General features: G+C 57.9%; 25 protein-coding genes. 21 read left to right on the top strand and 4 right to left on the bottom strand.

Features of this window, described 5'->3' with window-relative positions:
• Nucleotides 1-14 precede the first annotated feature (14 nt).
• A complete protein-coding gene (gene ssb / locus LKR43_RS06395; RefSeq protein ID WP_227683166.1) occupies nucleotides 15-500 on the top strand; it encodes a single-stranded DNA-binding protein in 486 nt (161 codons plus the stop codon).
• Between the two features lie 9 nt (nucleotides 501-509).
• Here the strand turns inward: ssb and LKR43_RS06390 are convergent, their stop codons facing one another.
• Complete coding sequence (locus LKR43_RS06390; RefSeq protein ID WP_227683165.1) at nucleotides 510-2,132, bottom strand: MFS transporter; 1,623 nt, start codon at nucleotides 2,130-2,132, stop codon at nucleotides 510-512.
• A 55-nt stretch (nucleotides 2,133-2,187) separates the two neighbouring features.
• Entirely contained in the window at nucleotides 2,188-3,111 is a 924-nt protein-coding gene (locus LKR43_RS06385; RefSeq protein WP_227683164.1) for a LysR family transcriptional regulator, read from the bottom strand.
• 117 nt (nucleotides 3,112-3,228) lie between these two features.
• On the opposite strand from LKR43_RS06385, the gene LKR43_RS06380 reads away from it, so the two are divergent.
• From LKR43_RS06380 to LKR43_RS06355, 6 genes are read left to right on the top strand one after another with little or no spacing between them, the layout of a single operon-like run.
• Nucleotides 3,229-4,227: a D-cysteine desulfhydrase gene (locus LKR43_RS06380; RefSeq protein ID WP_227683163.1), complete on the top strand. Its 999-nt coding sequence runs from the start codon at nucleotides 3,229-3,231 to the stop codon at nucleotides 4,225-4,227.
• Nucleotides 4,228-4,257: 30 nt separating this feature from the next.
• Nucleotides 4,258-5,157, top strand: a complete 900-nt coding sequence (locus tag LKR43_RS06375) for an amino acid ABC transporter substrate-binding protein (RefSeq protein ID WP_227683162.1) — start codon at nucleotides 4,258-4,260, stop codon at nucleotides 5,155-5,157.
• 13 nt (nucleotides 5,158-5,170) lie between these two features.
• The gene (locus tag LKR43_RS06370) at nucleotides 5,171-5,926 is read left to right on the top strand and encodes an amino acid ABC transporter permease (protein WP_227683160.1); all 756 of its coding nucleotides are present in this window, start codon (nucleotides 5,171-5,173) and stop codon (nucleotides 5,924-5,926) included.
• On the top strand, nucleotides 5,923-6,612 hold the full coding sequence (locus tag LKR43_RS06365) for an amino acid ABC transporter permease (protein WP_227683159.1): 690 nt from the start codon (nucleotides 5,923-5,925) through the stop codon (nucleotides 6,610-6,612). The genes LKR43_RS06370 and LKR43_RS06365 overlap by 4 nt, the downstream gene beginning before the upstream one ends.
• Before the next feature lie 26 nt (nucleotides 6,613-6,638).
• Complete coding sequence (locus LKR43_RS06360) at nucleotides 6,639-7,373, top strand: amino acid ABC transporter ATP-binding protein (protein WP_227683158.1); 735 nt, start codon at nucleotides 6,639-6,641, stop codon at nucleotides 7,371-7,373.
• A gap of 26 nt (nucleotides 7,374-7,399) precedes the next feature.
• Entirely contained in the window at nucleotides 7,400-8,122 is a 723-nt protein-coding gene (locus tag LKR43_RS06355; RefSeq protein WP_227683157.1) for an aspartate/glutamate racemase family protein, read from the top strand.
• Here LKR43_RS06355 and LKR43_RS06350 read toward each other — a convergent pair.
• The gene (locus LKR43_RS06350; protein ID WP_227683156.1) at nucleotides 8,099-8,731 is read right to left on the bottom strand and encodes a 2OG-Fe(II) oxygenase; all 633 of its coding nucleotides are present in this window, start codon (nucleotides 8,729-8,731) and stop codon (nucleotides 8,099-8,101) included. The genes LKR43_RS06355 and LKR43_RS06350 overlap by 24 nt on opposite strands.
• 207 nt (nucleotides 8,732-8,938) lie before the next feature.
• Between LKR43_RS06350 and LKR43_RS06345 the strand changes: the two genes are divergently transcribed.
• The 12 genes from LKR43_RS06345 (at nucleotide 8,939) to fghA (ending at nucleotide 20,936) form a co-directional block, all read left to right on the top strand.
• Entirely contained in the window at nucleotides 8,939-9,997 is a 1,059-nt protein-coding gene (locus LKR43_RS06345) for an aromatic ring-hydroxylating dioxygenase subunit alpha (RefSeq protein WP_227683155.1), read from the top strand.
• Between the two features lie 12 nt (nucleotides 9,998-10,009).
• Nucleotides 10,010-10,132, top strand: a complete 123-nt coding sequence (locus tag LKR43_RS16190) for a hypothetical protein (protein WP_255675981.1) — start codon at nucleotides 10,010-10,012, stop codon at nucleotides 10,130-10,132.
• Nucleotides 10,133-10,241: 109 nt separating this feature from the next.
• Nucleotides 10,242-11,438, top strand: a complete 1,197-nt coding sequence (locus LKR43_RS06340; RefSeq protein WP_227683154.1) for a PLP-dependent aminotransferase family protein — start codon at nucleotides 10,242-10,244, stop codon at nucleotides 11,436-11,438.
• Nucleotides 11,439-12,380: a 4-hydroxybenzoate octaprenyltransferase gene (ubiA, locus tag LKR43_RS06335; protein WP_227683152.1), complete on the top strand. Its 942-nt coding sequence runs from the start codon at nucleotides 11,439-11,441 to the stop codon at nucleotides 12,378-12,380.
• 33 nt (nucleotides 12,381-12,413) lie between these two features.
• The gene (locus LKR43_RS06330; protein WP_227683151.1) at nucleotides 12,414-13,694 is read left to right on the top strand and encodes a putative Na+/H+ antiporter; all 1,281 of its coding nucleotides are present in this window, start codon (nucleotides 12,414-12,416) and stop codon (nucleotides 13,692-13,694) included.
• A 179-nt stretch (nucleotides 13,695-13,873) separates the two neighbouring features.
• Nucleotides 13,874-14,131, top strand: coding sequence for an FmdB family zinc ribbon protein (locus LKR43_RS06325; protein WP_227683150.1), 258 nt, complete (start codon nucleotides 13,874-13,876; stop codon nucleotides 14,129-14,131).
• 20 nt (nucleotides 14,132-14,151) lie between these two features.
• Nucleotides 14,152-14,844, top strand: coding sequence for a DUF502 domain-containing protein (locus tag LKR43_RS06320; protein ID WP_227683149.1), 693 nt, complete (start codon nucleotides 14,152-14,154; stop codon nucleotides 14,842-14,844).
• Nucleotides 14,845-14,881: 37 nt separating this feature from the next.
• Nucleotides 14,882-16,672, top strand: a complete 1,791-nt coding sequence (gene aspS / locus LKR43_RS06315; RefSeq protein ID WP_227683148.1) for an aspartate--tRNA ligase — start codon at nucleotides 14,882-14,884, stop codon at nucleotides 16,670-16,672.
• Nucleotides 16,673-16,722: 50 nt separating this feature from the next.
• Nucleotides 16,723-17,577 (top strand): endonuclease/exonuclease/phosphatase family protein, encoded by an 855-nt coding sequence (locus tag LKR43_RS06310; RefSeq protein WP_227683147.1) that lies wholly within the window; start codon nucleotides 16,723-16,725, stop codon nucleotides 17,575-17,577.
• Between the two features lie 6 nt (nucleotides 17,578-17,583).
• On the top strand, nucleotides 17,584-18,813 hold the full coding sequence (gene clsB, locus LKR43_RS06305) for a cardiolipin synthase ClsB (RefSeq protein ID WP_227683145.1): 1,230 nt from the start codon (nucleotides 17,584-17,586) through the stop codon (nucleotides 18,811-18,813).
• A gap of 147 nt (nucleotides 18,814-18,960) precedes the next feature.
• Nucleotides 18,961-20,067 (top strand): S-(hydroxymethyl)glutathione dehydrogenase/class III alcohol dehydrogenase, encoded by a 1,107-nt coding sequence (locus LKR43_RS06300; protein WP_227683143.1) that lies wholly within the window; start codon nucleotides 18,961-18,963, stop codon nucleotides 20,065-20,067.
• On the top strand, nucleotides 20,067-20,936 hold the full coding sequence (gene fghA, locus LKR43_RS06295) for an S-formylglutathione hydrolase (RefSeq protein WP_227683141.1): 870 nt from the start codon (nucleotides 20,067-20,069) through the stop codon (nucleotides 20,934-20,936). Before LKR43_RS06300 ends, fghA begins: the two co-directional genes overlap by 1 nt.
• On the opposite strand, the gene LKR43_RS06290 is transcribed toward fghA, so the two are convergent.
• Nucleotides 20,937-22,094 carry an ABC transporter substrate-binding protein gene (locus LKR43_RS06290; protein ID WP_227683139.1) on the bottom strand — a complete coding sequence of 386 codons (1,158 nt, stop codon included), beginning with the start codon at nucleotides 22,092-22,094 and terminating at the stop codon, nucleotides 20,937-20,939.
• A 167-nt stretch (nucleotides 22,095-22,261) separates the two neighbouring features.
• Here LKR43_RS06290 and rpoH point away from each other — a divergent pair, with 167 nt between their 5' ends.
• Together rpoH and LKR43_RS06280 are read left to right on the top strand one after the other, a co-directional pair.
• A complete protein-coding gene (gene rpoH / locus LKR43_RS06285) occupies nucleotides 22,262-23,143 on the top strand; it encodes an RNA polymerase sigma factor RpoH (RefSeq protein ID WP_227683137.1) in 882 nt (293 codons plus the stop codon).
• 287 nt (nucleotides 23,144-23,430) lie between these two features.
• Nucleotides 23,431-25,959: a cation:proton antiporter gene (locus LKR43_RS06280; protein WP_227683135.1), complete on the top strand. Its 2,529-nt coding sequence runs from the start codon at nucleotides 23,431-23,433 to the stop codon at nucleotides 25,957-25,959.
• Nucleotides 25,960-25,966 lie beyond the last annotated feature (7 nt).

Below are 25,966 nucleotides of genomic sequence, written 5' to 3'. Positions count from 1 at the left end.
TTAAAGGTATTGTCATGGCCTCAGTCAACAAAGTTATTCTCGTCGGCAATCTGGGAAGAGACCCAGAAGTGCGCTACAGCCCCGATGGCGCAGCCATTTGCAATGTGTCGATTGCCACGACCAGCACCTGGAAAGACAAGGCCACGGGTGAAAAACGCGAAGAAACCGAATGGCATCGCGTGGTTTTCTACAACCGTCTGGCCGAAATTGCCGGCGAATACCTGAAGAAAGGCCGCTCGGTCTACGTTGAAGGCCGCCTGAAAACCCGCAAATGGCAAGACAAAGACACCGGTGCCGATCGCTACAGCACCGATATTGTTGCCGACCAGATGCAAATGCTGGGTGGTCGCGATTCCGACGCCGGCATGGGTGGCGGTAACGAATACAACCAGGCACCGGCCCAGCAACGCAGCCAGCGCCCGGCCCAGCCGCGCCCGGCAGCACCCCAGGCATCGCCTGCGGCCAATCTGGCCGATATGGACGACGATATTCCGTTCTAAGATCGCTGCTTACGGAATTTCCGTATGCGTTTTCAGGGGGGTGTCGTCGCGTACCGGCACGGTCTGGCGTTCTATCATGCGGTGTACATGGGGAGGCCTTTCGCCACGATGCAGGGCCAGCAGCTGGTCGAAAACCTCGCCGTCAGCCTGGGTGCGCCGCTGATGATGGCGCACGTATTCCACCCAGGTCGGCACATGATAGCTTTCCGACCAGATTCTCGGATTTTCCAGGTCGCGCAGCAATGACCACTGCCGCGCGCCGTCGCGCAGGCGTATGCGCCTGCGCTGCGCCATCAGGGCCAGGAATGCGGTTACGTCCTGCTGGGCAATTTCGTAGTCCACCATAATCATGATGGGGCCGCTGCGCGGCCGCAAATCCAGTTGCAGATCGGGCTCGTTGAACCTGTCCAGCGGGTCAAGGCTGAGCTTGCTGAACTCGGGCAGTACATAGCGCAGCCCTACTGCCGCACCGCCGACCATGACTGCACCGGCCAGAATCAGTGCGCTGTCGGTTCCATGCGCCTCGGCCACGACACCCCAGATAGCACTTCCGGCAGTCATGCCGCCGAAGGTGGCTGTTTGATACAGCGCCAGGGCGCGTCCGACTACCCAGCGTGGGGTAGACAGCTGTACCGTTACGTTGAACAGCGACAGCGTCATGACCCAGCAGGCACCCGCTGGCAGTACCGCCAGGCAACTGATCCACAGCTGACGGCTGAATGCCAGGGCAATGACGCTGAGCGCGAAAACCAGGAATGTGCCGCGCACGATGGTTTCGTTGGCCCATTTGGCACGTACGCGTGCATTGAGTAACGCACCGCCTATGGCGCCAGCGCCAAAGCAACCCAGAATAATGCCGTAGGAAAAAGCCCCGCCGGTTACGAGGTCGCGCGTGACCAGGGGCAGCAATGCCAGAACCGATACGGCTGTCAGCCCGAACAGAAAGCTGCGGAACATGACCTTGAGCAGATTCGGCGACATCGCGATGTAGCGTAATCCTACCGACATGGCGCTGCCGAAGCCTTCGCGCGGGAGCGCGCTGGGCTTGTGCTCCGGCTTCCAGCGTTTCAGGGCCCTGATGAGTGCGAAATAGCTGACGGCGTTTACGGCAAAGGCGAAGGCTGCGCCTGCCATGGCAACGATCATGCCGCCTACCGCCGGCCCGATGCTGCGCATGAGGTTGTAGCTCATGCTGTTCAGCGTAACGGCGCCGGGTAGTTCATCGCGGGGAACCAGGTCACCCATTGAAGCCTGCCACGATGGGTTGTGCAAGGCGGTTCCGCAGCCTATAAGAAAGGTAAAGCACAGGAGCAGCCAGGGGGTAATCAGGCCGGCGAAGGCAAAGACGGCCAGTGCGGCTGACACCACCATCATCAGTGTCTGGGCCACAAGCATGATGTGGCGGCGGTTGAAGTTGTCGGCCAGCGCCCCGGCAGCCAGCGAGAAAACCATGATTGGCAGGGTGGTCGATGCCTGAACCAGGGCGACCATGTCGTTTGACGCTGAAATGCTGGTCATCATCCAGCCCGCACCAACTATCTGAACCAGGCCTCCCAGGTTGGACACCAGGGTGGCCAACCATAAGGCGCGAAAATTGGCGTGTTGCAAGGGGGCTAAGGGAGAAGTGCTCATTTTTCTTATTGCATCGGGTTTGTGACGCAGGGCTCTATTAGACCAGAGTCTGATTTCAGAGGCGCAAGTTTTCACCCTTGTTCCTCTGCAGCAAATGCCACAGCCGGTCTACGGTTTGCGGGTGTGTGGGACAGGCGCTGCGATACAAACCCAGTTCCAGCGTTACCGATTTCAGGCCGTCGTCTTCGACCACCATAAGGCTGCCGGAGTCGAGTTCGCGCTGCACCAGGCCTTCGGGCAGCCAGGCCATGCCCAACCCGGCCATTACCATTTCCTTGATGCCGGCCAGGAAGACGGATTCGTGGACAACCTCCGCCGGCTGGTGTCGGAGCAGTGCACCCAGGCAATGCTTGTACATGATGCGGCCCAAAAAGCTGTCGGGCGGGTAGGCCAGCAGTTTCAGGGTTTTGTCGGGATCGGGGTGATGCATGGGCGTATGCACGCTGGTCAGGGCACTGACCGGAATCAGCGTTTCGGTGCCCATGTACAGGCGGCTGGCATCGGGTATGAGATTCAGCAACAGTTCGGTGTGCTCTTCCATGCACAGCAGCAGATCGGCCTGTTTGCGCATGAATAAGGTGACGCATTCGTCGCGGTTTTCAGAGCGAACATTGAATTCCAGTTGTGCATCGGGCTCTTGTGCAATGAGCTGCAGCAATGCTGGCAGCCGCGTCATGGTCAATGAGTGCTGGGTAACCAGTTCGATGCGGCCAATGCCCTGGTGCTCGGTTCGTATGCGGGATCGTAGCTGGTGCATATCATGTTGCAGTGCCCGAAACTCGGGAATATGGCGTTCGGCGATGGCAGACAGGCGCATGGGCTGGCTGCGCCGGTCGATCAGCTCGACACCCAGCCAGGCTTCCAGCAATTGAATGCGGCGTGAAAAGGCTGGCTGGGTAATGTTGCGCAAAACGGCCGCGCGCGAAAACGTACCCGCATCAACCAAAGTCAGCAAATCCTCTATCCAGGCCAGCTTCATGTGAACTCCCGGTTCGCTATGCAAAAATTGCATAAGGTTCTAAGAATATAGTATTGGGCAAACGGCAACGCTATCGGTACGATCCATAATGAAACAGACACTTTTGGAGCCCAAGCAATGCATCTTGCCGCCTATCCCCGAGTTCGACTCGGGCATTTTCCAACGCCACTGGAGTTCATGCCCAACCTGACCCGGCATCTGGGCGGCCCGAATCTGTATATCAAGCGCGATGACTGCACCGGCCTTGCCACAGGCGGCAATAAAACTCGCAAGCTGGAATTTCTCGTGGCGCAGGCGCTTGAAGAAGGGGCAGACACCCTGATCACGCAAGGTGCGGTGCAGTCCAATCATGCCCGGCAAACCGTTGCCGCAGCGGCGCGGGTGGGCCTGCAATGCAAGATATTGCTTGAACAGCGTGTTACCGATGCAAGCGAAGAGTACGAAGAGTCAGGCAACGTCCTGCTTGATCGCCTGCTTGGCGGAGAAATTGTCGGACGGTATCCGGCGGGCACCGACATGCAGCAGGAAATGGAAAAGCTGGCCGCCGAGTTGCGTAGTGCCGGCCGCAAGCCCTACGTCATTCCGGGGGGCGGTTCCAACCCGGTGGGCGCCCTGGGTTATGTGGGTTGTGCGCAGGAACTGTTGAATCAGTCTTTCGAAACCGGCGTGCGTATTGACCATGTTGTGCATGCAACCGGCAGCACCGGTACTCAGGCCGGTCTGGTTGTTGGTTTGCGTGCCAGCAATAGTGGCATACCCGTATATGGCGTCAGCGTACGTGCGCCTCGCGAAAAACAAGAGGAAAATGTTTGGAAATTGGTGCAGGCTACGGTAGATTACATGGGGCTTCCCGCCTCGTCGGTTGAACGTGCCGACGTGGTGGCAAATTCCGACTATGTTGGCGAGGGTTATGGCTTGCCCACCGACAGCATGATCGAAGCCTTGCGACTGACGGCTGAACTGGAAGCCATTTTGCTCGATCCGGTTTATTCGGGCAAAGGTATGGCTGGCTTGATTGCCCTGATTCGTTCGGGGCATTTCAAGAAGGATGAAAACGTGGTATTTGTGCATACTGGCGGCGCGGTAGGCCTGTACGGGTATCGCCAGCTATTCTAGAAAAATCAGATACACCCAGGAGACAAACCTATGAAAACAGCAACCATTACCTTGTTTACCGCCTTGGCCGTTGCGGCAACCGCCCCGGTTTATGCCGACGGCCGGCTTGAAAAGATCAAATCCAGTGGTGAAATCGCCCTGGGCCATCGCGATGCTTCCATCCCCTTTTCCTATCTCGACGACAATCAGAAGCCCATCGGTTATTCCATGGACATCTGTCAGAATATCGTCGAGGCCGTCAAGACCAAGCTGGGCATGGACAGCATCAACGTCAAGCTGGTGCCGGTCACCTCTTCCACCCGCATACCCCTGCTGGCCAACGGCACAGTTGACCTGAACTGCGGTTCGTCCACCAACACCAAAGAGCGCCAGGCCCAGGTTACCTTCGCGCCCACCACTTTCGTGACCGCCACCCGTTTTGTGGCCAAGAAGTCGTCCAACATCAACAATCTTGAAGACCTCAAGGGCAAGACCGTTATTTCAACGGCGGGCACCAGCAATATACGCTGGGCAACCGGTGCCAACGACCAGCAAAACCTGGGCATGAACATCATTCCCGCCAAAGACCACGCCGAGGCCTTCCTTACCGTTAACAACGGACGCGCCGCTGCCTTCTTCATGGATGACATCCTGCTGGCCGGTCTGGTTGCCACATCGCGCGACCCGAGCGAATGGATGATCAGCAAAGATGCCTACACCGTAGAGCCCTATGCCATTATGGAACCCAAGGATGATCCTGAGTTCAAGAAGGTGGTCGACGACACCATCAAGGGCATGATGAAAGATGGTTCGCTGGCCGAGCTCTACAAGAAATGGTTCGAGTCGCCCATTCCGCCCAAGGATGTCAATTTGAACTGGCCCATGAGCGATCAGCTCAAGAAAGTGGTGGCCAATCCTACCGATTCGTACGATCCGGAAATGTATAAGTAAGTAGCCAACCAGCATGAATTACAACTGGAACTGGCTGGTATTTTTCGATGAGGCTCCCGGCGGTTTCACCTATCTAGAGACACTGCTGGGGGGCTTGGCCTGGACAATAGGAACCGCCGCACTTTCCTGGATGCTCGCGCTTGGCATGGGCACCCTGGTTGGTGTGGCGCGTACCATCAGCATGCCCTGGGCCAGACGCCTGGGTACGGCGTACGTCGAGCTGTTTCGCAACGTGCCGCTGTTGGTGCAGATGTTTCTTTGGTATTTCGTTATGCCAGAGGTCGTGCCACGCAGCCTGGGCGATGCCATCAAGCAGATCGCACCGCCGTGGGGCATCTTCATTCCGGCAGTACTGTGCCTGGGGTTCTACACGTCGTCGCGCGTGGCCGAGCAGGTCAGGGCGGGCATAGAATCCCTACCGCCGGGCCAGCGCATGGCAGCTACCGCCCTGGGTCTGGAAACGACACAGGTATATCGCTATGTGCTCTTGCCCAGCTCATTTCGCATTATCTTGCCGCCGCTTACTTCAGAACTGCTTAACCTCATTAAAAACACATCGGTTGCTTTCACCATAGGCCTGTTCGAGCTGGTTGGTGCGGCGCGATCCATGCAGGAGTTCAGCTTCCAGGTTTTTGAAACCTTTGCGCTGGCCACACTGTTTTATCTGATCCTGAATCTGATCGTCGTCAGCGGCATGCGATTGCTCGAGCGGCGCCTGGCGGTGCCAGGCTTCATTGGCCCGGTAAAGGTCCAGAAGGAGGCGTCATGAGCGAGTTTGATTTTGACGTCATCCAGCGCTCATGGGTCTATCTGTTCCGTGACGGCATGGTGTTTACGCTCAAGCTCACAATCATGTCGGCGCTGGGTGGCCTGATATTGGGTACTTTGCTGGCCATGTGTCGCCTGTCGGGCATCAAGCCTCTGGCCTGGGCGGCCGGCACATACGTGAATCTGTTGCGCGCCTTGCCACTGATTCTGGTTATTTTCTGGTTTTATTTTCTGGTGCCTTATATTGGCGCCTGGCTGACCGGAGCCTCACGGCCTGTGGCGGTCGGAGGCTTTACTTCGGCACTGGTCACCTTCACCTTGTTCGAGGCAGCCTATTTTTGTGAAATCATGCGTGCCGGCATCCAGTCGGTGCCGCGCGGGCAGCTGGCTGCGGGTTATGCGCTGGGGCTGAGCTACTGGCAAGTGATGGGCAAGGTGGTGTTGCCGCAGGCATTTCGCAACATGACCCCCATTTTGCTGACGCAAACCATAGTCCTCTTTCAGGACACGTCCCTGGTGTATGTGCTTTCCCTGACCGATTTCCTGGGTGCGGCGGTCAAGGTGGCGCAGCGCGATGGCCGTCTGATTGAAATGTATATATTTGTGGCGCTGGTCTATTTCATCATGAGCTATGCTGCGTCGTTGCTGGTGCGTTACCTGCGCCAGCGTACCAGCATAGTTCGCTAGACAGCCATGATGCACCAGGAGATTGAATGATAGAACTCAAGCACGTCAGCAAGTGGTACGGTACCACGCAGGTGCTGGACGATTGCAGCACACAGGTGGCCAGCGGCGAAGTCGTTGTGGTGTGCGGCCCGTCCGGGTCGGGTAAGTCCACGCTGATCAAGACGGTCAATGGGCTGGAGCCTTTTCAGAAAGGCGAGATTTTCGTAGACGGCGTGTCGGTGGGTGCCCCTGATACCAATCTGCCCAAGCTGCGCGCGCGCATAGGCATGGTGTTCCAGAGCTTCGAGCTTTTCCCGCATTTGTCAGTGAATCAGAATCTTGAGCTGGCACAGGTGAAGGTTCTGGGGCGCAGCGTTGCCGAGGCGCATGCGCGAGCTGAAAAACTGCTCGATCGGGTTGGCCTGCGTGCACATCAAAACAAGTTCCCCGGCCAGCTGTCTGGCGGGCAGCAACAGCGTGTGGCAATTGCACGAGCGCTGGCCATGGATCCCATTGCCATGCTGTTCGATGAGCCTACATCGGCACTTGATCCGGAAATGGTCAACGAGGTGCTGGATGTCATGGTTGACCTTGCCCGCGACGGTATGACCATGATGGTGGTTACCCATGAAATGGGCTTTGCCCGCAAGGTGGCTGACCGCGTCGTGTTCATGGATGCCGGAAAGATCGTCGAAGACTGTACCAACGAAGAGTTCTTCGGCAATATGGAAGCGCGCTCCGAACGTGCACAGCAATTCCTGTCCAAGATTCTGCACCATTAACCTCTGAATTTTCCGATTGCACAGCCATGCCCGATACTGAATTTGCCGGCCGTTTCCTCGGAGTGCTGGGCGGTATGGGGCCGATGGCCAGTGCCGTGTTCATGGTTCGTCTTACGGCCCTGACCAATGCCGACAGCGACCAGCATCATGTGCCCACCATACTCTGGAGCGATCCGCGCATACCCGATCGTCCGGCTGGCCATGCAGGTACAGGCGCCGACCCTTTCCCCTGGATGCTCAATGGGGTTCGCCACATGGAGCGGGCCGGTGCGGGGGCGATAGCCATTCCGTGCAATACCGCTCACTTGTGGTACGAGCAGCTCGCCGCCAGCACCTCATTGAAGGTGCTGCATATTGTGCGTTCAGTCATTGATGACCTGCGGCGCAGCGGTATTACCCGAGGGCGCATAGGCCTGCTCGGTACGGCTACCACCCTGAGTTCGGGCCTGTATCAGCGTGAGCTCGAGGCTTGCGGCTACGACAGTATGCTGCTCGAGGCCGATGAGTTGCTGCGCTATTGCGCCGAAGCGATCAGGCTGGTGAAGCTTAATCAGGCCGAAGCCGCTCTGGATCCTGCTGCACACTGCGTGCAGCTGCTGCGCCAGCGTGGAGCCGACGCAGTAATTCTGGGCTGTACCGAACTGCCCCTGGCTTTGCCTCCACTTGCGCGGCCGGCCCAGGGTGTCGCGGTGGTGGACTCCATCGATGCCCTGGCCCTGGCAGCGCTAGAGTGGCATCACGGATCCTGAGGGTGGCATATCGGTGCGAAACCAGCCTGTAAGGCTGCAGCGTGTCTGCGAACAAGGCAGGACCTCGTGTGGGAACAGGTCGCTACGAAACAGCACCAGTCGGCCTGGCTGGGGCAGTATCCGCTGAATTTCCTGGTTTTCGTCCTCCGGGGCGTACAGGCATAATTCACCGCCATCAGAGTCCGTCCATTGGGGATTCAAGTACAACACCAATGATATTTTGCGGTGGCGTTGTGTCTGGTGCTGGTCCAGATGTTTCTTGTAGCCCTGGCCTGTCTGATAACGCGCGAAATGGAATTCGGCACTGTTCAGCCCGGCATAGAGCTGGCGGTTCAGCTCATGTTGCAAGCTTGTGGACCAGGACAAAAAATTGCTGCCGGCCTCGGATGTCGTTGCCGCATCTATCCAGCAAATGGTGTCGCCGCGGATGGCGGGGTTCAGCAGGTGGCTGGCGCCACGCCCTATGCAGGCTTGCTGGAAGTTGCCACTGGCCCAGGCTGTGGCTGATTGTGTATAAAGATTGTGTCGTAGCGTTGCGTCAATGGTCTGGTCGCAAACAACCCAGCCCTGGTTTGCCAGGGTGTCGATAAGGTGATCAGTGGACGCCATGGCGCACCACAAAGATAAAACGGTGCAATGATTTCATAGTGTGGGCATTCCGAAGTTTGTTGTCGGGAGACAGTGCTGAAAAATGGGTGCGCGATTATAAATCAGCCAGGTCCCTGATTGCCATAAATGCGTGCCTGTTCTGATCGGCCAGGCGAATGGACTATCATTTGCCTGGTGTGAAGAATCAAGTATTGCTAAGGAGTATTCATGTTTCTGAAGAACGCCTGGTATGTGGCGGCGACTGATCATGAGCTGGGCCGCCATTTGCACGCGGCCAGAATATTGGGCGAAGACATCGTGCTGTACCGCGCCCAGGATGGCGGCGTGGTGGCGCTGGAAGATGCCTGTCCGCACCGCAAGCTGCCCTTGTCCATGGGCAGGTTAAAGGGTGACGAGGTTGAATGCGGCTACCACGGCCTGGTTTTCGACTGTACCGGTGCCTGTACGCACGCGCCCGGCATGGGCAGCCCGCCCAAGGCAGCCGTGGTGCGCAGTTATCCGGTGGCCGAACGTTACGGCCTGATCTGGATCTGGATGGGTGATCCGGCAGTTGCCGACCCGGACGACATCATCAAGGTCGAGCACTGGGGTGACCCTGCCTGGGGATTGAATCAGGGCGACGCCATGCTGGTCCATTGCAATTACCTGTACCTGACCGATAACCTGCTTGATCCCTCGCATGTTTCCTGGGTGCATCAAACGTCGTTCGGCAGTGCCTCGCTAATAGGCGAGCGCCTGCACACACAGGTCAACGATGACGGTGTGGTGGTGTCGCGCTGGATGCGCAATGTAGAAGTGGCGCCTTTCTATGCCAAGTTCGTCAAATTCAACGGAAACTGTGATCGCAAGCAGCAGTACGAAGTTCGCGTGCCGGCTCATGCGGTGATCCGGGCTGTTTTCACGCCGGCGGGCACGGCGTCCGACACTGAACCCTTCCATCCCGACGTGTTCCTGATGGATTCTTATAATTTCCTGACGCCGGTTGATGAAAACACCACCCGGTATTTCTGGTTCCAGATGCGCAACTTCAGTCCGGATGACGCCTCGGTTTCCAGGCAGTTCGCCGAGGACGTGCGAAGTGCCTTCGAGGAAGACCGTGTGGTGCTCGAAGCGGTGCATCAGGGTATGGCCAAAGATCCTTCAAAAATGAATCTGCCTCAAGATGCCGGCCCTTTGCGTTTCCGTCAGAAAATGCAGGTGCTGATCGAGGCTGAACGAGCAACCGGGCAGGCAACCGCACAGGTGGTAGCGGCCAAGGCACTTTAAAAGGAAGCGGTGATGACGACGGGCGAATGGATAGTGGTGGGCATCTTTGTGGTGGGGCTGGGATGCTCGCTTTCGTTGTTCTGGTGGTTGCTGCGCCAGGTCAAGCGCGACAGCCGCCGTGACAAGCAAGGCTGAACCATCACCGGCTGCGCGCGGCCACCGCATTCATTGGTGGTTTGACGTCTATTGCGGTAACCTATAACGTTACTTCTTTTTGCTCTTTACCGGACATCTTTTCAGAATCATGGATTCGTACAGCCTTCCTTATACTTTTTCACAGCGTGCTCAGAAACTTACCAGCTCCACCATACGCGAGATTCTGAAAGTTACCGAACGTCCCGAGATCATTTCGTTTGCGGGCGGCCTGCCTTCGCCCAAAGGTTTTCCGGTAGAGGTCATCAATCAGGCCTTTGATCGTGTGCTGCAGCAGAGCGGCAAGTCTGCGCTGCAGTACGGCCCCACCGAAGGGTATGCCCCCCTGCGCGCCTGGGTAGCTCAAGACCTGAGCCACGACGGCGCCGACGTGTCGCCAGATGAAGTCCTGATCGTATCGGGTTCGCAGCAGGCGCTCGATATGCTGGGCAAGCTGTTTATCGATCCGGGCAGCAATGTGCTGGTCGAGGCGCCCAGCTACCTGGGCGCATTGCAGTCGTTTTCAATGTATGAACCGAATTATGTCGGGGTGCCAACCGACGAAGGCGGCCTGATCCCCGAGGAACTGACCGCCGAGCGTGCCGCCGGCGCCCGTTTCATCTATGCCTTGCCTAATTTCCAGAATCCCACCGGGCTGACACTCAGCCTTGAGCGTCGTCAGGCGTTGGTGGAGCGCTGTGCGGCCTTGCAGGTGCCCGTCATCGAAGACGATCCCTATGGCGAGCTGCGTTACGCCGGTCAGGCTCAGCCCGGCTTGCTGGGTCTGGGGCGCAAGGCGGGGGCAACCGTTATACGCCTGGGTACGTTTTCCAAGGTGCTGGCTCCGGGCCTGCGTCTGGGCTACATCGTTGCACCCAAGCCGATCATATCGAAGCTGGTACAAATCAAGCAGGCAACTGATCTGCATACGGCCACGCTTACGCAAATGGCCGTCTACGAGGTCATTAAAGACGGTTTCCTGGCCACGCATTTGCCCAAGGTGCGCGATCTTTACAAAGAGCAGTGCGGCTATATGCTCGATGCCATGGACCAGCATTTCCCGGATACGGTCACCTGGACGCGTCCGGAAGGCGGCATGTTCATTTGGGTGACGCTGCCGGCGCACATCGATGGCACCAGGCTGCTGGCACGGGCCATCGAGCAGAATGTTGCCTTCGTTCCCGGAGAACCGTTCTATACCGGGCCCAACGCCAAGGCCAACACACTGCGCCTCAGCTTTGTCACCGTTTCCGAAGAAAAAATCCGCGAAGGTATTGCCGTCCTGGGCAAGCTCATCAAGGAAAGCTGAATGGCAGGTCCGCAATTTCCCGAGAGGGCGCCGGGAACGCCGGACCTGGCAGACATGCGCCCGGATGACTGGGTTGCACGTTGGCTGCCGTCTTCGTGGGGACCTTATGCGCGACTGTGCCGCCTTGACCGGCCGGTTGGTACCTGGCTGACACTGCTGCCGTGCCTGGCCGCCCTGGTCCAGGCCGCTGATGGCTGGCCCACCCTGTTCCGCCTTTTCATCTTCTCGCTCGGCGCATTATTGATGCGCGGCATAGGATGCTGCTTTAACGACATCTTCGATCGCGATATCGACCAGAAAGTCGAGCGCACGCGCTTCCGGCCACTGACCAGCGGTCAGCTGAGTCTGAAGAACGCCTTGTGGTTTGTGCTGGCGCAACTCGCGGTGTGTGCGCTGCTGCTGTTCGCGCTGAATGAATACAGCCGCTGGCTGGCTGTCGCGCTGGTGCCCATCGTTATTGTGTACCCGCTGTGCAAACGGTTTACTTATTGGCCACAGGTGGTGCTGGGCATCGGCTTCAATTGGGGTATGCTGATGGCCTGGTCCGACACGCAAAACGTTGTGCCGCCAGGCGCGATTGCGATGTGGCTGGGGGCGGTGCTGTGGCAGGTGGGCTATGACTCCATCTATGCCTATGTAGACGTGCGCGACGATATCAAGCTGGGCTTGCGTTCGACAGCACTGCGTTTTGCCGACAAGGGCAAGATCTGGATTAGCGGTTTTTATGTGGCCACCGTCGCCTTGTGGCTGTATGGTGGTATGTCCATGGGCATGGACTGGCCTTATTATGTGGTCATGGCCGTGATCGCGGGGCACTTCATCTGGCAGATGTCTGTGTTCAGTCTGTCCAGGCCGGATCGCAACTTTATGCTGTTTCGCGCCAATATGGCGGTGGGCGTATTGCTGGTCGCCGCTGCGCTCGCAGGCACGGTGCTGCAGTAATTTATACCAATCTAATTAATAAGAAGGACGGGGATGACGAGCTTTATGGAATATCTTGCAACTGCGCTGTTTGCAATTGCGATTGTGCACACATTTTCGGTGCCGGTATTTGCTCGCCTGGCCAATCGCGGCGGAGCCCATGCGGGCTTATGGCATTTGCTCTCCGAGGTCGAGGCGGTGTTTGGTGTCTGGGCCTGCGTGTTGCTGGCCTGCATGGCCCTGGTTTCCGGTGTGGGCGATGCCGTTGCCTATATCGACACACGCAACTTTACCGAACCCGCCTTTGTGTTTGTGATTATGGTGGTGGCAGCCAGCAGGCCCATTATCGAGCTCGTCAACATGGCCGTGCGCCTGATCGCCCGGGTCTTGCCGCTGCGCAATGAGCTGGCCATGTTCTTCGTCATCATGTCCTTTGTGCCTTTGGCCGGCTCCTTTATTACCGAGCCGGCTGCCATGACGCTGGCGGCCCTGCTGCTGCGCGACACGTATTTCGGTCGCCACGGCCAGGACGGCTTCAAGTACATGACACTGGGTGTGCTGTTCGTGAACATCTCCATAGGCGGGGTGCTGACCGCCTACGCTGCACCGCCGGTACTGATGGTGGCACAAACCTTTAACTGGGATACCGCCTATATGTCCACGCACTTTGGCTGGCGTGCGGCTGTGGCCGTGTGCATCAACGCCGGTGTGCTGACCTTCCTGTGCCGCACCCACTTGCTGGACGGCAGCATAGGCGGACACCCTGACGCGGACGATGCCCCGGTACGCCCTGCTGTACCGTGGGTGGTCATCGCCATTCATACCGTGTTCCTGGTCGGCGTCGTAGTGTCGGCGCATCACCCCATCATTTTCCTGGGCTTCCTGATGCTTTTCATCGGCTACGCCCATGCCTACAAGCGCCATCAAAACCCGCTGCTTATCCGTGAAGGCCTGATGGTGGGCTTCTTCCTGGCGGGTCTGGTCGTGCTGGGCGGATTGCAGAAGTGGTGGCTTCAAGATCTGCTTGCCGGCCTGTCACCCACGGTGCTGTACTGGGGAGCTACCGCCCTGACTGCGGTAACTGACAACGCCGCCCTGACTTATCTGGGTTCGCTGGTTGAAGGCACCAGCGAGCAATGGCGCTACATGCTGGTTGCCGGTGCGGTAACCGGTGGCGGTCTTACCGTTATTGCCAATGCGCCCAACCCCGCGGGCTTTTCCATACTCAAGGGCAGCTTCCCCGATGGCGCGATTTCGCCGCTGAAGCTGCTGCTTTCGGCAGTCGTTCCCACCCTGGTCGCAGCCTTCATGTTCCTGTTGCCCAAGTCTTTCTAAAACGGGGTGCCGCAAGCCTGTCCGGGCCGAGTTTGGCCCGGAAAGGCTCCAGACCGCAGCATCAGCCAAAACCGGCTAAAATCGATAGGTTTTGCTGGTGCAGCGCGTTTTGTCCTGCTTGCCCGATGGCTTGCTGGCTGCACCCTGTGTTCCTTGGTTTTATTTGCTTGGGTGTTCTCGTGCCTATTTATGCTTACAAGTGCAGCGCCTGCGGCCATGCCCAGGACGTTCTGCAGAAGATGTCCGATCCCGTCCTGACTGTGTGCCCGGAATGTGGCGCCAGTGCCTACGAAAAACAGGTCACTGCTGCGGGTTTCCAGCTTAAAGGTTCGGGCTGGTATGTGACAGACTTCCGTAATGGCGGCGGCAACGCGTCAGCTGCTGCTCCGGCCGCAGCACCGGCCGCGCCAGCTGCCGGCAGTACCTCGTCGACCTGATACGCCTGCCCGGGCGCACCATGCGTTTCTTCAAGCGATACTTCGTCACCGGCCTGCTGATCTGGATACCCCTGGTCATTACGGTCTGGGTGATTGCGCTGTTGATTGGTACGCTGGAAAGCGTCGTACCGGCCTTCCTGTCGTCGCAGTCCTTGTTTGGCCTGCAGATTCCGGGTTTTCAGCTGTTGCTGGTATTGCTGGTGGTGTTCCTGACGGGAATGTTTGCCGCAAACTTTATCGGCCAGGCTCTGGTCGACCGATGGGAACAACTGCTGGGTCGCATACCACTGGTCCGGTCGATTTATAATTCGGTCAAGCAAGTCAGTGATACCGTCCTGGCCCCAGATGGTCAGGCTTTCCGTGAGGCTGTTCTGGTTCAGTATCCCCGGCAGGGTGCCTGGACTATCGCGTTTCTTACCGGCGTTCCCGGCGGCGAGATTGCGGAAAGGCTGAACGGTGATTTTGTCAGTGTCTACGTACCCACGACACCCAATCCAACATCAGGTTTTTTCCTGATGATGCCGCGCCAGGACATACAAGTACTCAATATGACGGTCGATGCCGCCCTCAAGTATATTGTGTCGATGGGGGTGGTGGCTCCGCCTTCCGTCAAGGGTCTGCAGGCGGGGCACGAGGCGGCGTCGGTGCTCGATGCGGCGCGTCGTATTGACCAGGCTGAAAATGAAAAGGGCCGAAAGAACGGCCAGGCGTGATTTTTAACTTAAAGAATTTTATACGGAGTAATCCTTGATGCGTACCTGCTATACCGGCGAGGTCAGTAAAGAATATCTTGACCAGACAGTGACTTTGTTCGGTTGGGTTCATCGTCGTCGCGACCATGGCGGCGTGATCTTCATCGACTTGCGCGATCGTGCCGGCCTGGCACAGATCGTGGTTGATCCCGATAACGTCAAGGCTTTTTCCACCGCTGAAAGCATACGCAATGAATTCTGCGTACGTGTAACCGGCCTGGTGCGCCTGCGCCCTGAAGGCACCAGCAATCCTGATCTGAAATCCGGCGAAATCGAGATCTTGTGCCGCGAAATCGAAGTGCTGAATGCCTCGGTTACGCCGCCTTTCCAGCTCGACGACGACAATCTCTCGGAAACCACCCGCCTGACGCATCGCGTGCTCGACCTGCGTCGTCCGCAGATGCAGCAGAACCTCATGTTGCGCTACCGTGTGTCCATCGAAGTGCGCAAGTACCTCGACAGCCTGGGCTTTATCGATATCGAAACCCCTATGCTGACCAAGAGCACTCCCGAGGGTGCACGCGACTACCTGGTGCCTTCGCGCGTGAACGACGGGCAGTTTTTTGCCTTGCCGCAGTCTCCCCAGCTGTTCAAGCAAATGCTGATGGTCTCTGGCTTCGACCGCTACTATCAGATCACGAAATGCTTCCGGGACGAAGACTTGCGCGCCGACCGCCAGCCTGAGTTCACCCAGATCGATTGCGAAACATCCTTCCTGAACGAAGAACAGATTCGCGAGATTTTCGAGAACATGATCCGTCATGTTTTCGGTACTGTACAAGACGTTCAATTGCCGGCAGCCTTTCCTGTGATGGCCTGGGAAGAAGCCATGCGCCGCTATGGTTCCGACAAGCCCGACCTGCGCGTCAAGCTCGAGTTCGTCGACGTTGGCGATCTCATGCAGGATGTCGAGTTCAAGGTGTTTTCCGCGCCTGCCAATGATCCGGGCAGCCGCGTCGTGGCGCTGCGCGTACCCGGCGGTGCAAGCATGCCACGCAGCGAGATCGACGCCTACACCAAGTTTGTTGCCATTTACGGTGCCAAGGGCCTGGCCTACATCAAGGTCAACGACGTGGCGGCCATACCCGAAGGCCTGCAATCACCCATCGTCAAGAACATCAGCGTCGATGTCCTTGCCAAGGTCATGGAGCGTACCGGTGCGCAAAGCGGTGATCTGATCTTCTTTGGCGCAGACAAGGCCAAAGTGGTCAATGACGCCATTGGCGCCTTGCGCGTCAAGATTGGTCATAGCGAATTCGGTCAGCAGGGCGGTTTGTTCGAGGCTGGCTGGAAGCCTTTGTGGGTGGTCGATTTCCCCATGTTCGAGTACGACGAGGAAGAAGGGCGCTATTTTGCAGCCCACCACCCTTTCACCAGCCCCAAAGACGGTCACGAAGACCTGCTCGAAACGGATCCTGCCAAGGCCCTGGCCAAGGCGTACGATCTGGTGCTGAACGGCTGGGAGATCGGCGGTGGCTCGGTGCGCATACACCGCGCCGACATCCAGACCAAGGTGTTCCAGGCACTGAATATCGACGCCGAAGAAGCTCGTGCCAAGTTCGGCTTCCTGCTTGATGCGCTGCAATACGGTGCGCCTCCGCATGGTGGTGTGGCCTTTGGCCTTGATCGCCTGGTTACCATGATGGCCAAGGCTGAATCCATACGCGATGTTATTGCTTTCCCCAAAACCCAGCGTGCCCAGTGCCTGCTTACGCAAGCCCCCTCGGCCGTCGACGAGAAGCAATTGCGCGAGCTGCATATCCGGCTGCGCAATACGGAAGTAAAGTAGTACATTGTAGTAATTGGTTATCTGCGGCAGGCAATGCACGGAGGGAACGGGTGTCAGTAATCCGGGTCGTCAGTTACAACATTCATAAAGGCATGTCCGCGACGGGCGGCCGCGAATCGTTGTCTGACTTAAGGCTCGGCCTATACGGCCTGCACCCCGACTTGCTCTTTCTGCAGGAAGTTCAGGGGCGCAACCAGCAGCGCCTCAGTCTCGATACGCAACACGAGTACCTGGCGGCGGCACTGAACATGCATGCCGCTTATGGCTGCAATGCCGTGCGTCCGCATACAGACCACGGCAATGCACTGTTGTCGCGCTATCCCATACTCGAGCACGAAAACCAGGACATCTCCGATCACAGGCTTGAGCAGCGTGGGCTCCTGCATGCGCTGATCGACGTGCAGGGCGTACCGGTGCACTGCTTGGTGGTTCATCTGGGTCTGTTTGCGGGAGGGCGCTCACGGCAGGTCGCCGCACTGGTCGAACGCATCAGCCGCCTGGTGCCTGAAAGCGAGCCCATGCTGATCGCGGGTGACTTCAATGACTGGAGCAACCGGCTGGCGCCCTTGTTCGTGCAGCAGCTGGGCCTGTACGAAGTCTTTGCCATTGCGCCTCATCACGATCCCAGTCCCCGTCTGCTGCGTCATTCGGTCAAGCGGCTGCGTAATACCCTGCGCGGCATGCCGCAGACGCCACTGGCCACAAAAGTACACGAACTGGGTATCAATGGTGCCGCGCGCATGACGCCACCGCCCCGGACATTTCCTGCGGCATTCCCCTGGCTGCGGCTCGATCGCATCTATCAGCGAGGGTTTGCGGTGCGTAAGGCGCGTGTTTTGCAAGGCGTGCCCTGGAAGCAGATTTCCGATCATGCGCCGATTTATGCCGAGCTTGAGTTGCCGTGACCGTATATGAAAGCCAAAGACCTGCGCCTGAAGTGGCACGATGGCAATCAGATCGAGCTTTTACATAACGGCGAGGCTTTCTTTCCTGCCTTATGCAAGGCCATCGATGCCGCCCGCCACACGGTTCATCTGGAAACTTATATTTTCAACCTTGACCAGACCGGTCAGAAGGTCCTGGATCATCTGCGCCAGGCTTGTGAGCGCGATGTAAAGGTAAGAGTGGTCCTTGACGGGTTCGGCAGTCAGGATTACGTTCAGGATGTCTGCAGGCAGCTGGCCGATATGGGGGCACAGTTCAGGGTCTATCGACCCGAGCCCTCGGGCTTGCGCGCCATCCGGTTCAATTTGCGACGTCTGCGGCGGTTGCACCGGAAAGTAACGACGGTGGACAATGCCGTGGCGTTCGTGGGCGGCATCAATATCCTGGATGACTACGTTGATGTGCCCGACGACGGGCAAGGACCGCGTCCGCGTTTTGATTTTGCCGTCAGTTTGCGCGGGCCCATTGTTGATGATGCATCCCGGGCCCAGCGTATCCTTTGGCTGCGCATGGCCTGGCGCAGGCGCGACGATTGGGCGGCGTTTTACCGGCGCGTGAAGAACATCAGGCAATGGATGCAGTCACGGCGCAAGGAGAAGCAGCCTGTCTTCCCTTCAGGACGGCGGGCAAGCCTGGTACTGCGCGACAACATACGGCTGCGCCAGTCGATCGAAGATGTGTATCTGAAGACGGTCGCGCAGGCACAGGCCGAAGTGTTGATTGCCAACGCCTACTTTTTCCCCAGACGGCGTCTGCTCAAGGCGCTGGAGCGGGCGGCCGGGCGGGGTGTACGGGTGCGGCTGCTGCTGCAGGGGCGCGTGGAGTACGCCATGCAGTACCGGGCATCACGCTACTTGTATTGCAAGCTGCTCGATGACGGAATAGAGCTATACGAATACACCGCCAGTTATCTGCATGCCAAGGTGGCCGTCATGGATGACTGTGCCACGGTGGGCTCATCGAATCTCGATCCTTTCAGTCTGTTGCTTGCCCGCGAGGCGAACGTCTGTGTGCGAGATGCTGATTTTGCCGCAGAGCTGGCCCGGACGCTTGAGGCAGAAATCCAGGCCAATGCACAGCGGGTAACCGAAGCAAGCCTGGAGCGGCGTGGCTGGCTGGGGCGCTGGGCCGACGCCTGCTCGTATTACCTGCTGCGTTTCGGAGTGGCTCTGACGGGCAGAGGGTCAGAGTACTGAAGGTTGGGTGCAAATTCTGCTCAACGTCGCCCATTTCCGGAACATCGTCGCTTTTTTTCGTTTAACATCTCGGCAATGGATGTTGCCCACCCGTTGTGACGATGGTGGCAAGTGCCATGGTTTGCAAACAGTCATCAGGAGCAGGTTATGAAAACGAGAGCGGCTATTGCCTGGAAGGCAGGCGCACCACTGACTATCGAAGATGTCGAGCTGGCCGGCCCCAAGGCGGGCGAAGTGTTGGTCGAAATCAAGGCAACCGGGATTTGCCATACCGATTACTACACCCTGTCGGGCGCTGATCCTGAAGGGATTTTCCCCTCGATACTGGGCCACGAGGGTGCCGGTGTTGTGCTGGAGGCAGGCTCGGGCGTGACCTCGCTCAAGGCGGGCGATCACGTCATCCCTTTGTATACGCCCGAATGCCGCCAGTGCAAATCGTGCCTGTCGCGCAAAACCAATCTGTGCACAGCCATACGCGCCACGCAGGGCAAGGGTTTGATGCCCGATGGCACCTCGCGTTTCACTGTGGGCGGCAAACCTGTGCATCACTATATGGGCACGTCCACGTTCTCCAATCATATCGTGGTCCCGGAAATCGCATTGGCCAAGATACGCAGTGACGCACCCTTTGACAAGGTCTGCTACATAGGTTGCGGCGTGACCACGGGTATAGGGGCCGTGCTGTTCACCGCCAAAGTCGAGGCGGGTACGAATGTGGTGGTGTTCGGCCTGGGCGGCATAGGGCTTAACGTCATACAGGGCGCCAAAATGGTGGGCGCCGACAAGATTATCGGTGTAGACCTGAATCCCGAACGCGAAGCCATGGCGCGCAAGTTCGGCATGACACACTTTATCAACCCGAACGATGTTGAAAATGTCGTTGACCACATCATTCAGCTGACCGACGGCGGCGCCGATTATTCTTTCGAGTGCATAGGCAATACCAAAGTCATGCGCCAGGCCCTGGAATGCTGTCACCGCGGCTGGGGCCAGTCCATTATTATCGGTGTCGCCGAAGCGGGCGCCGAAATTGCCACCCGGCCCTTCCAGCTGGTTACCGGGCGCGAATGGAAAGGCTCGGCATTTGGCGGCGCGCGCGGGCGTACCGATGTACCAAAAATCGTTGACTGGTACATGGACGGCAAGATCAACATTGACGACCTCATCACCCACAAGCTGTCGCTCGATCAGATCAACGATGGTTTCGATCTCATGAAGCGCGGCGAGTCGATTCGCTCGGTTGTGGTGTACTGATGACCAGTCCCAAGCCCAACGAGCTGGAGCTGCTCAGCGAGCACCGCTGCTTTGACGGTGTTCAACGCTACTACCGGCATCAATCCGAAGCCATAGGCTTGCCTATGCGTTTTTCGGTGTTCATTCCGCAGCAGGCGAGCGAAGGGCGGGTTCCTGCCCTGTTTTACCTGGCGGGCCTGACATGCACTGAAGAAACCTTCATGATCAAGGGCGGTGCCCAGCGTCTGGCGGCCCAGCATGGTCTGATGCTGGTGGCCCCCGATACCAGCCCACGCGGCGCCGACATTCCCGGCGAGGATGACAGCTGGGATTTCGGCACCGGTGCCGGTTTTTACCTGGACGCCACGCAAGAACCCTGGAGCCGGCACTACCGCATGGAAAGCTATGTGGCCGACGAGCTGTTTGAAATAGCTACTACCGTTTTGCCGGGGCAGGCAGCCTGCGTGGGAATTTTCGGCCACTCCATGGGTGGGCATGGCGCGCTGGTATTGGCGCAGAAGCATTCCGACAAATTCCAGTCGGTATCGGCCTTTGCGCCGATAGCCGCTCCCGTGCGCTGCCCCTGGGGTGAAAAGGCGTTTTCAGGTTATCTGGGATCCGACCGGCAGGCCTGGACCGAACACGACGCCTCGCTGTTGATGGAAAAATCACAAAATCCATTTCCGCGAGGCATATTGATAGACCAGGGGCTGGCCGACGGCTTTCTGGCCGAGCAATTGCATCCCGAAGCTTTCGAGGCCGCCTGCGCCCATGCCGGGCAACCATTGGTGCTGCGCCGGCACGAGGGCTATGACCACGGCTATTACTTTATTTCCACCTTCATGCAGGATCACATCGATTTCCACGCAGAACGCCTGCGTGGAGGGTGATCATTTCAGAAGGCGCCACTGACCGTCTTTTACCGTGATCATCTCGCGGCCGCGTTCATCGAAGCCGCTGTGATCCTCGGGGCTCATGTTATAGACGCCCTGAGTGGCAACCAGCTCTTTGGTTTGTTCCAGCGCGTCGCGCAGCGCACTGCGAAACTCCTTGGTGCCGGGCTCGGCCGTTTTGGCGGCTACCGGAATGGCCTGCTCTAGCAGCAGGCCGGCATCGAATACGTTGGCGCCAAAGGTGGCGGGCGTTTCACCGTACTTTTCCTTGTAGCGATCGATGTAGTCCTGGGCAATCTTCTTGGCCGGGTTGCTGTCGTCGATTTCAGGCAACACCAGCATCAGGCTGGCTGCCAGCACGGTGCCTTCCGCCGCCGGGCCGGCTTGCTTCAGAAACGCCGGTAGTGCGGCGCCGTGGGTTTGATAGAAGGTGCCCTTGTAGCCTTGTTTGGCCAGCGTGGTCTGGGGCAGCGCGGCGGCCGTGCCGGTACCGGCAATCAATACGGCATCAGGACGGGCTGACAGCACCTTGAGTGCCTGGCCGGTAACCGAGCTGTCGGAGCGCTGGTAACGCTCGACGGCCACGATCCGGATATTTTTCTGCTGGGCCAGCGCGGTGAATACCTTGAGCCAGTTTTCGCCGTAGGCGTCGTTAAAACCGATGAAGCCGGCGGTCTGGACGCCCGTGCGGCTCATGTGCTGAACCAGCGCCTTGGCAATGATGTCATCGTTCTGGGTGGTTTTGAACACCCATTTTTTTTCGGGCGTCATGGGCAGCACGACCGCTGCGGTGCCTACGGGGGCAAGCATGGGCGTACCCGATTCCGCCATGAACTGTATGACGCTCATGGCATTGGGCGAGCCGGTCGGGCCGATCAGGGCGTCGATCTTTTCCTCGCTAAGCAGCTTTTTAACGGTGGTGACAGTCTGCGTGGGGTCGCTGGCGTCGTCCAGGGAGATATATTCCACGCTCAGGTCGCTAATTTGGGTCGGCAGCAGCGGAACGGTGTTTTTTTGCGGAATGCCAACCATGGCGGTGGGGCCGGTGGCCGAGGTGAGGACGCCTATTTTTACCTGAGCATAGCCCGGGGCGGCCGATACCAGGCCAATGGCGGCAAACAGGGCGGCGGAAATCGGGAATTTTCTGAATGACATGGCAGGGTCTCGGGAAAAGAGAGGAATAGAGTAGTGATTGTGAACTTTTAAGCGGAAAAATGATCTTACTGTATATTCGGAATTTAAATTTATCCGGTATTAGCACTCAGCGTCATAGAGTGCTAATATTACGTGGTAAGCACCGTTCCAGGAGGACTGCTAGTTCGATGACTCAAAGTTCGCAATCTTTGGCCCTGTCCGGCAACCAGCTGGCCATGGCAATTTCCAACCCGGGTGCGCTAGGCACGATCGAGGCCTATATCAGCGCCGTCAATCGCCTGCCCATGCTTACCCAGGAAGAAGAAACGAACCTGGGTAAACGGCTGCGCGATCAAGACGACCTTGACGCCGCCCGTCAATTGATTACCTCGCATCTGCGTCTGGTGGTTTCCATCGCACGCCAGTATCTGGGCTATGGCCTGGCTCACGCTGACTTGATCCAGGAAGGCAATGTCGGTCTCATGAAAGCGGTCAAGCGATTCGATCCCGACCGCGGTGTACGGCTGGTGTCGTTTGCCGTGCACTGGATCAAGGCCGAAATCCACGAATACATTGTGCGCAACTGGCGTCTGGTCAAGGTCGCCACGACCAAAGCGCAGCGCAAACTGTTTTTCAACCTGCGCCGTATGCGCCCCGATGGTCAGACTCTGGCTCCCGAGCAGGTCGATGATATCGCACGCGAACTCAATGTGCGTCCTGAAGACGTCTCTGAAATGGAAGTGCGCATGTCCGGTCGCGAGATGGCCCTTGAAGCCAACGATGACGAAGACAGCTACGCGCCCATCTCTTATTTGTCCGACGACGAGCAGCAAGAGCCTTCGCGCATACTCGAGCGCCGTGCCTACGATGCCTTGCAAAGCACAGGGCTCACCGATGCGCTCGACAGGCTGGATGAACGCTCGCGCCGTATCGTTCAGGCACGTTGGCTGCAAGACGAAGGCGGAGCAACCTTGCACGAACTGGCCGCCGAATATGGCATATCCGCCGAGCGCGTTCGTCAGATCGAAGCTGCGGCATTCAAAAAGCTGCGTGTAACGCTGGCTGGTTAAGGCCCGGCAGCCCGCACGGGCTGCTGACAAATTCTTTTACACCTTCAATTGCCGGCGGCCGAACTTATTCGCACGCTGCCTGACTAAACAAGTGAACCATGCGTCTGCCCACGATGCGCGAGGCATGGTTTCAGCGTCCGCTTCGGCTTCTCCTCTTCCCCTCCCTTTTGAAGCGGATGTTTTTATGGGACACCTGTAGGTGTCCCGTTTTTTTATAGATGTAAAAGGCAAAAAAGCGATATCCTTGGATCTCCATTTAATGGCAGTCGGGGAAGGATCCCACAACAATGCAGATAGGACACCTGGTTTTTGGTCTGGCCGGCTTGCTGGCGCTGGTGTCGTTCATGCCGCCGCTGGCAGGTCGCCTGCGCTTGCCCTATTCGGTGCTGCTGGCCATAGTTGGTTTTGTGCTCGGCCTGATTATTCATGTACACGGCTGGGCGCCTCTGGTCGTATCCGACTTCCTCGATTCGCTGCAAGACTTCGAGGTTTCATCAGAAACCTTTTTATTTGTCTTTCTGCCCATATTGCTCTTCGAGACCGCTCTGGCTATCAATGTGCGTCGCCTGCTCGACGACATAGGCCCCATACTGATGATGGCCATCGTGGCGGTGGTGGTTTGTACCATTGCCGTTGGTTTTTCCATCAGTGCGGTATCGGGCTATAGCCTGGCCGTATGCCTGATGCTGGGCGCCATCGTGGCCACGACCGACCCCGTGGCCGTGGTGGGGGTGTTTCGTGAAGTGGGGGCACCCAAACGCCTGACCACGCTGGTTGAAGGTGAGTCGCTGTTCAATGATGCCGCATCGATCGCCCTTTATTCGGTATTGCTGACCGTCCTGGCGGGCGGGGGTACTTTGTCGACTGGAAAGGTGTTCTACAGCTTTATATTCAGCTTTATCGGTGGTGGTGCAGCGGGCTTCCTGATGGGGCGCCTGGCCTGCAGTCTGTTCATCTGGCTACGTGGCTGGCCCACTGCTGAAATTACCCTGACCGTGGCGGTCGCTTATCTTACCTTCTATATTTCAGAGCATTATCTGGGCGTTTCAGGGGTGGTGGCTACGGTTATTGCCGGACTGGTCGTGGGCTCCAGCGGCCGTACCCGCATGTCGCCTGCCACCTTCGAGCAATTGGCCGGCTCATGGTCCCAGTTTGGATTCTGGGCCAACTCCCTGATCTTCATCTTTGCAGCCATGTTGATACCACGCATGATGGTAGACATTACCTGGATGCAGATCTTGCTGGTGTTGCTGCTGTTTGCCGTGACACTGCTGGCCCGCGCCCTGATGGTTTTCGGCGTGTTGCCACTGCTGGGCCTGACCCGTTTTGGTACGTCGGTCAGTCCGGCCTATCGTGTGGTGATGTGGTGGGGCGGGCTGCGGGGGGCGGTCTCACTGGCACTCGCGCTGGCGGTTACCGAACAGCATAATGTTCCCTACGAGACGCGCCAGTTCATTGCCGTTGCGACCACGGGTTTTGTGCTGATGACCTTATTCGTCAATGGCGTCAGCCTGCGAAAACTGATCAGCCACCTGAGGCTGAACCAACTGACCCCGTTCGAGCGAACCTTGCGTAATCAGGCCGTTGTCGTGGCTCTGGAAGAACTGCGTGGAAAAGCGGATGAAATCGCCGACTATGACCATATCGGTTCGGATGCCCGGGCAAAGGTACAGTCGGTATTCGATGCCACGCTGGCCAGTGTCGATGGGGGAGAACTGGCTCAGCTCTCTTTGGATGAAAAGGTATCCATGGGCCTGGCGGTCATCGCAGCACGCGAAGAAGAGCTGTTTTTCGATACGCTGAAGGCGCAAGTGGTTGACTGGCGCACTGCCGAATCCCTGCTGGCCAGGGCAGAGCGCCTGAGCGATGCAGTGCGTGCAGGGGGCCTGAACGGCTTTAAATCGGCCATTGCCGCCGATCTGCGCTATTCCACGGGCTTCCGGCTGTCATTAAGGCTGCACTATCTCTTTGGTTTTCAGGTCTGGCTCAGAAGCGAGCTCTCCAAACGGTTCACCAATCTGATGTGCAAGCGTTCGGTGGCGCAGCAATTGATACGTTTTGCTGAAAAGGAACTGCAGCCCTTGCTGGGCGCAGAGGCGACCGGCATTATTATCGACGCCCACAAGCACAGGCTGGAGCTGCTGCAAAACGCCTTGCAGGCCATGGATCTGCAATACCCCGTTTTTGCGCAATGGCTCCAGGAAGCCTATCTGGGACGCATGGCCCGGGCGTTGGAACGCATACGCTATCGTGACATGTTGTCCCAATCGCTGATCACTGGCGAGATGTATGCCGATCTGGTGAAACAGATCGATCTGCGCTGGAATCACGTACAGAAGCATCCCCCTCTGGATATCGCCATGAGCGCCAGGGGGCTGGTGGGGCATGTTCAGCTGTTCGAGGATTTGTCGCCCGAAGCATTGGCGGCCATCAGCAAGCTGCTCAAGCCGCGTCTTGCCGTTCCCAATCAGCAAATCAGCATGCGCATAGGGCGCAGCCGGGCAATGTATTTTGTCGCTTCCGGGGCGGTTACCCTGCACTTGCCAGATGGCACGGCGGTGGAGTTGGGAACGGGTGAAATGTTTGGCGAAATGGCCTTGCTGACCAATACCGATTTCGAGGCCAATGTGACTTCGCTGGGTTATAGCCGGCTGCTCATGCTGCTCGAGAAAGATTTGAACACCTTGCTCGACAGGGATCCCGCGCTAAGAGAGAAAGTTGAAACCATAGCCCGGCAGCGATTGCGCGCCCTGACCGTCTGGCAGGAGTTCGAGTCGGGCGAGCGCCAGCACGAACCCTTGCCTGATCTGAAATAAACGCCTG

Source organism: Pusillimonas sp. MFBS29 (genome assembly GCF_020687695.1).
GTDB lineage: Bacteria > Pseudomonadota > Gammaproteobacteria > Burkholderiales > Burkholderiaceae_B > Pusillimonas_C.
Note: the sequence above shows the minus strand (reverse complement) of the source record. Positions and strands in the feature narration are given on the sequence as shown.

Bases quoted from the DNA above. Each gene is read 5' to 3' on its own strand.
- LKR43_RS06365 (WP_227683159.1), top strand. From the start codon at position 5,923: ATGAGCGAGTTTGATTTTGACGTCATCCAGCGCTCATGGGTCTATCTG.
- LKR43_RS06360 (WP_227683158.1), top strand. From the start codon at position 6,639: ATGATAGAACTCAAGCACGTCAGCAAGTGGTACGGTACCACGCAGGTG.
- LKR43_RS16190 (WP_255675981.1), top strand. From the start codon at position 10,010: ATGACGACGGGCGAATGGATAGTGGTGGGCATCTTTGTGGTGGGGCTG.
- LKR43_RS06290 (WP_227683139.1), bottom strand. From the start codon at position 22,094: ATGTCATTCAGAAAATTCCCGATTTCCGCCGCCCTGTTTGCCGCCATT.
- ssb (WP_227683166.1), top strand. From the start codon at position 15: ATGGCCTCAGTCAACAAAGTTATTCTCGTCGGCAATCTGGGAAGAGAC.
- LKR43_RS06330 (WP_227683151.1), top strand. From the start codon at position 12,414: ATGACGAGCTTTATGGAATATCTTGCAACTGCGCTGTTTGCAATTGCG.
- LKR43_RS06280 (WP_227683135.1), top strand. From the start codon at position 23,431: ATGCAGATAGGACACCTGGTTTTTGGTCTGGCCGGCTTGCTGGCGCTG.
- ubiA (WP_227683152.1), top strand. From the start codon at position 11,439: ATGGCAGGTCCGCAATTTCCCGAGAGGGCGCCGGGAACGCCGGACCTG.
- LKR43_RS06355 (WP_227683157.1), top strand. From the start codon at position 7,400: ATGCCCGATACTGAATTTGCCGGCCGTTTCCTCGGAGTGCTGGGCGGT.
- LKR43_RS06375 (WP_227683162.1), top strand. From the start codon at position 4,258: ATGAAAACAGCAACCATTACCTTGTTTACCGCCTTGGCCGTTGCGGCA.
- LKR43_RS06370 (WP_227683160.1), top strand. From the start codon at position 5,171: ATGAATTACAACTGGAACTGGCTGGTATTTTTCGATGAGGCTCCCGGC.
- LKR43_RS06300 (WP_227683143.1), top strand. From the start codon at position 18,961: ATGAAAACGAGAGCGGCTATTGCCTGGAAGGCAGGCGCACCACTGACT.
- LKR43_RS06385 (WP_227683164.1), bottom strand. From the start codon at position 3,111: ATGAAGCTGGCCTGGATAGAGGATTTGCTGACTTTGGTTGATGCGGGT.
- LKR43_RS06380 (WP_227683163.1), top strand. From the start codon at position 3,229: ATGCATCTTGCCGCCTATCCCCGAGTTCGACTCGGGCATTTTCCAACG.
- LKR43_RS06320 (WP_227683149.1), top strand. From the start codon at position 14,152: ATGCGTTTCTTCAAGCGATACTTCGTCACCGGCCTGCTGATCTGGATA.
- rpoH (WP_227683137.1), top strand. From the start codon at position 22,262: ATGACTCAAAGTTCGCAATCTTTGGCCCTGTCCGGCAACCAGCTGGCC.
- LKR43_RS06390 (WP_227683165.1), bottom strand. From the start codon at position 2,132: ATGAGCACTTCTCCCTTAGCCCCCTTGCAACACGCCAATTTTCGCGCC.
- fghA (WP_227683141.1), top strand. From the start codon at position 20,067: ATGACCAGTCCCAAGCCCAACGAGCTGGAGCTGCTCAGCGAGCACCGC.
- LKR43_RS06350 (WP_227683156.1), bottom strand. From the start codon at position 8,731: ATGGCGTCCACTGATCACCTTATCGACACCCTGGCAAACCAGGGCTGG.
- LKR43_RS06345 (WP_227683155.1), top strand. From the start codon at position 8,939: ATGTTTCTGAAGAACGCCTGGTATGTGGCGGCGACTGATCATGAGCTG.
- aspS (WP_227683148.1), top strand. From the start codon at position 14,882: ATGCGTACCTGCTATACCGGCGAGGTCAGTAAAGAATATCTTGACCAG.
- LKR43_RS06340 (WP_227683154.1), top strand. From the start codon at position 10,242: ATGGATTCGTACAGCCTTCCTTATACTTTTTCACAGCGTGCTCAGAAA.
- clsB (WP_227683145.1), top strand. From the start codon at position 17,584: ATGAAAGCCAAAGACCTGCGCCTGAAGTGGCACGATGGCAATCAGATC.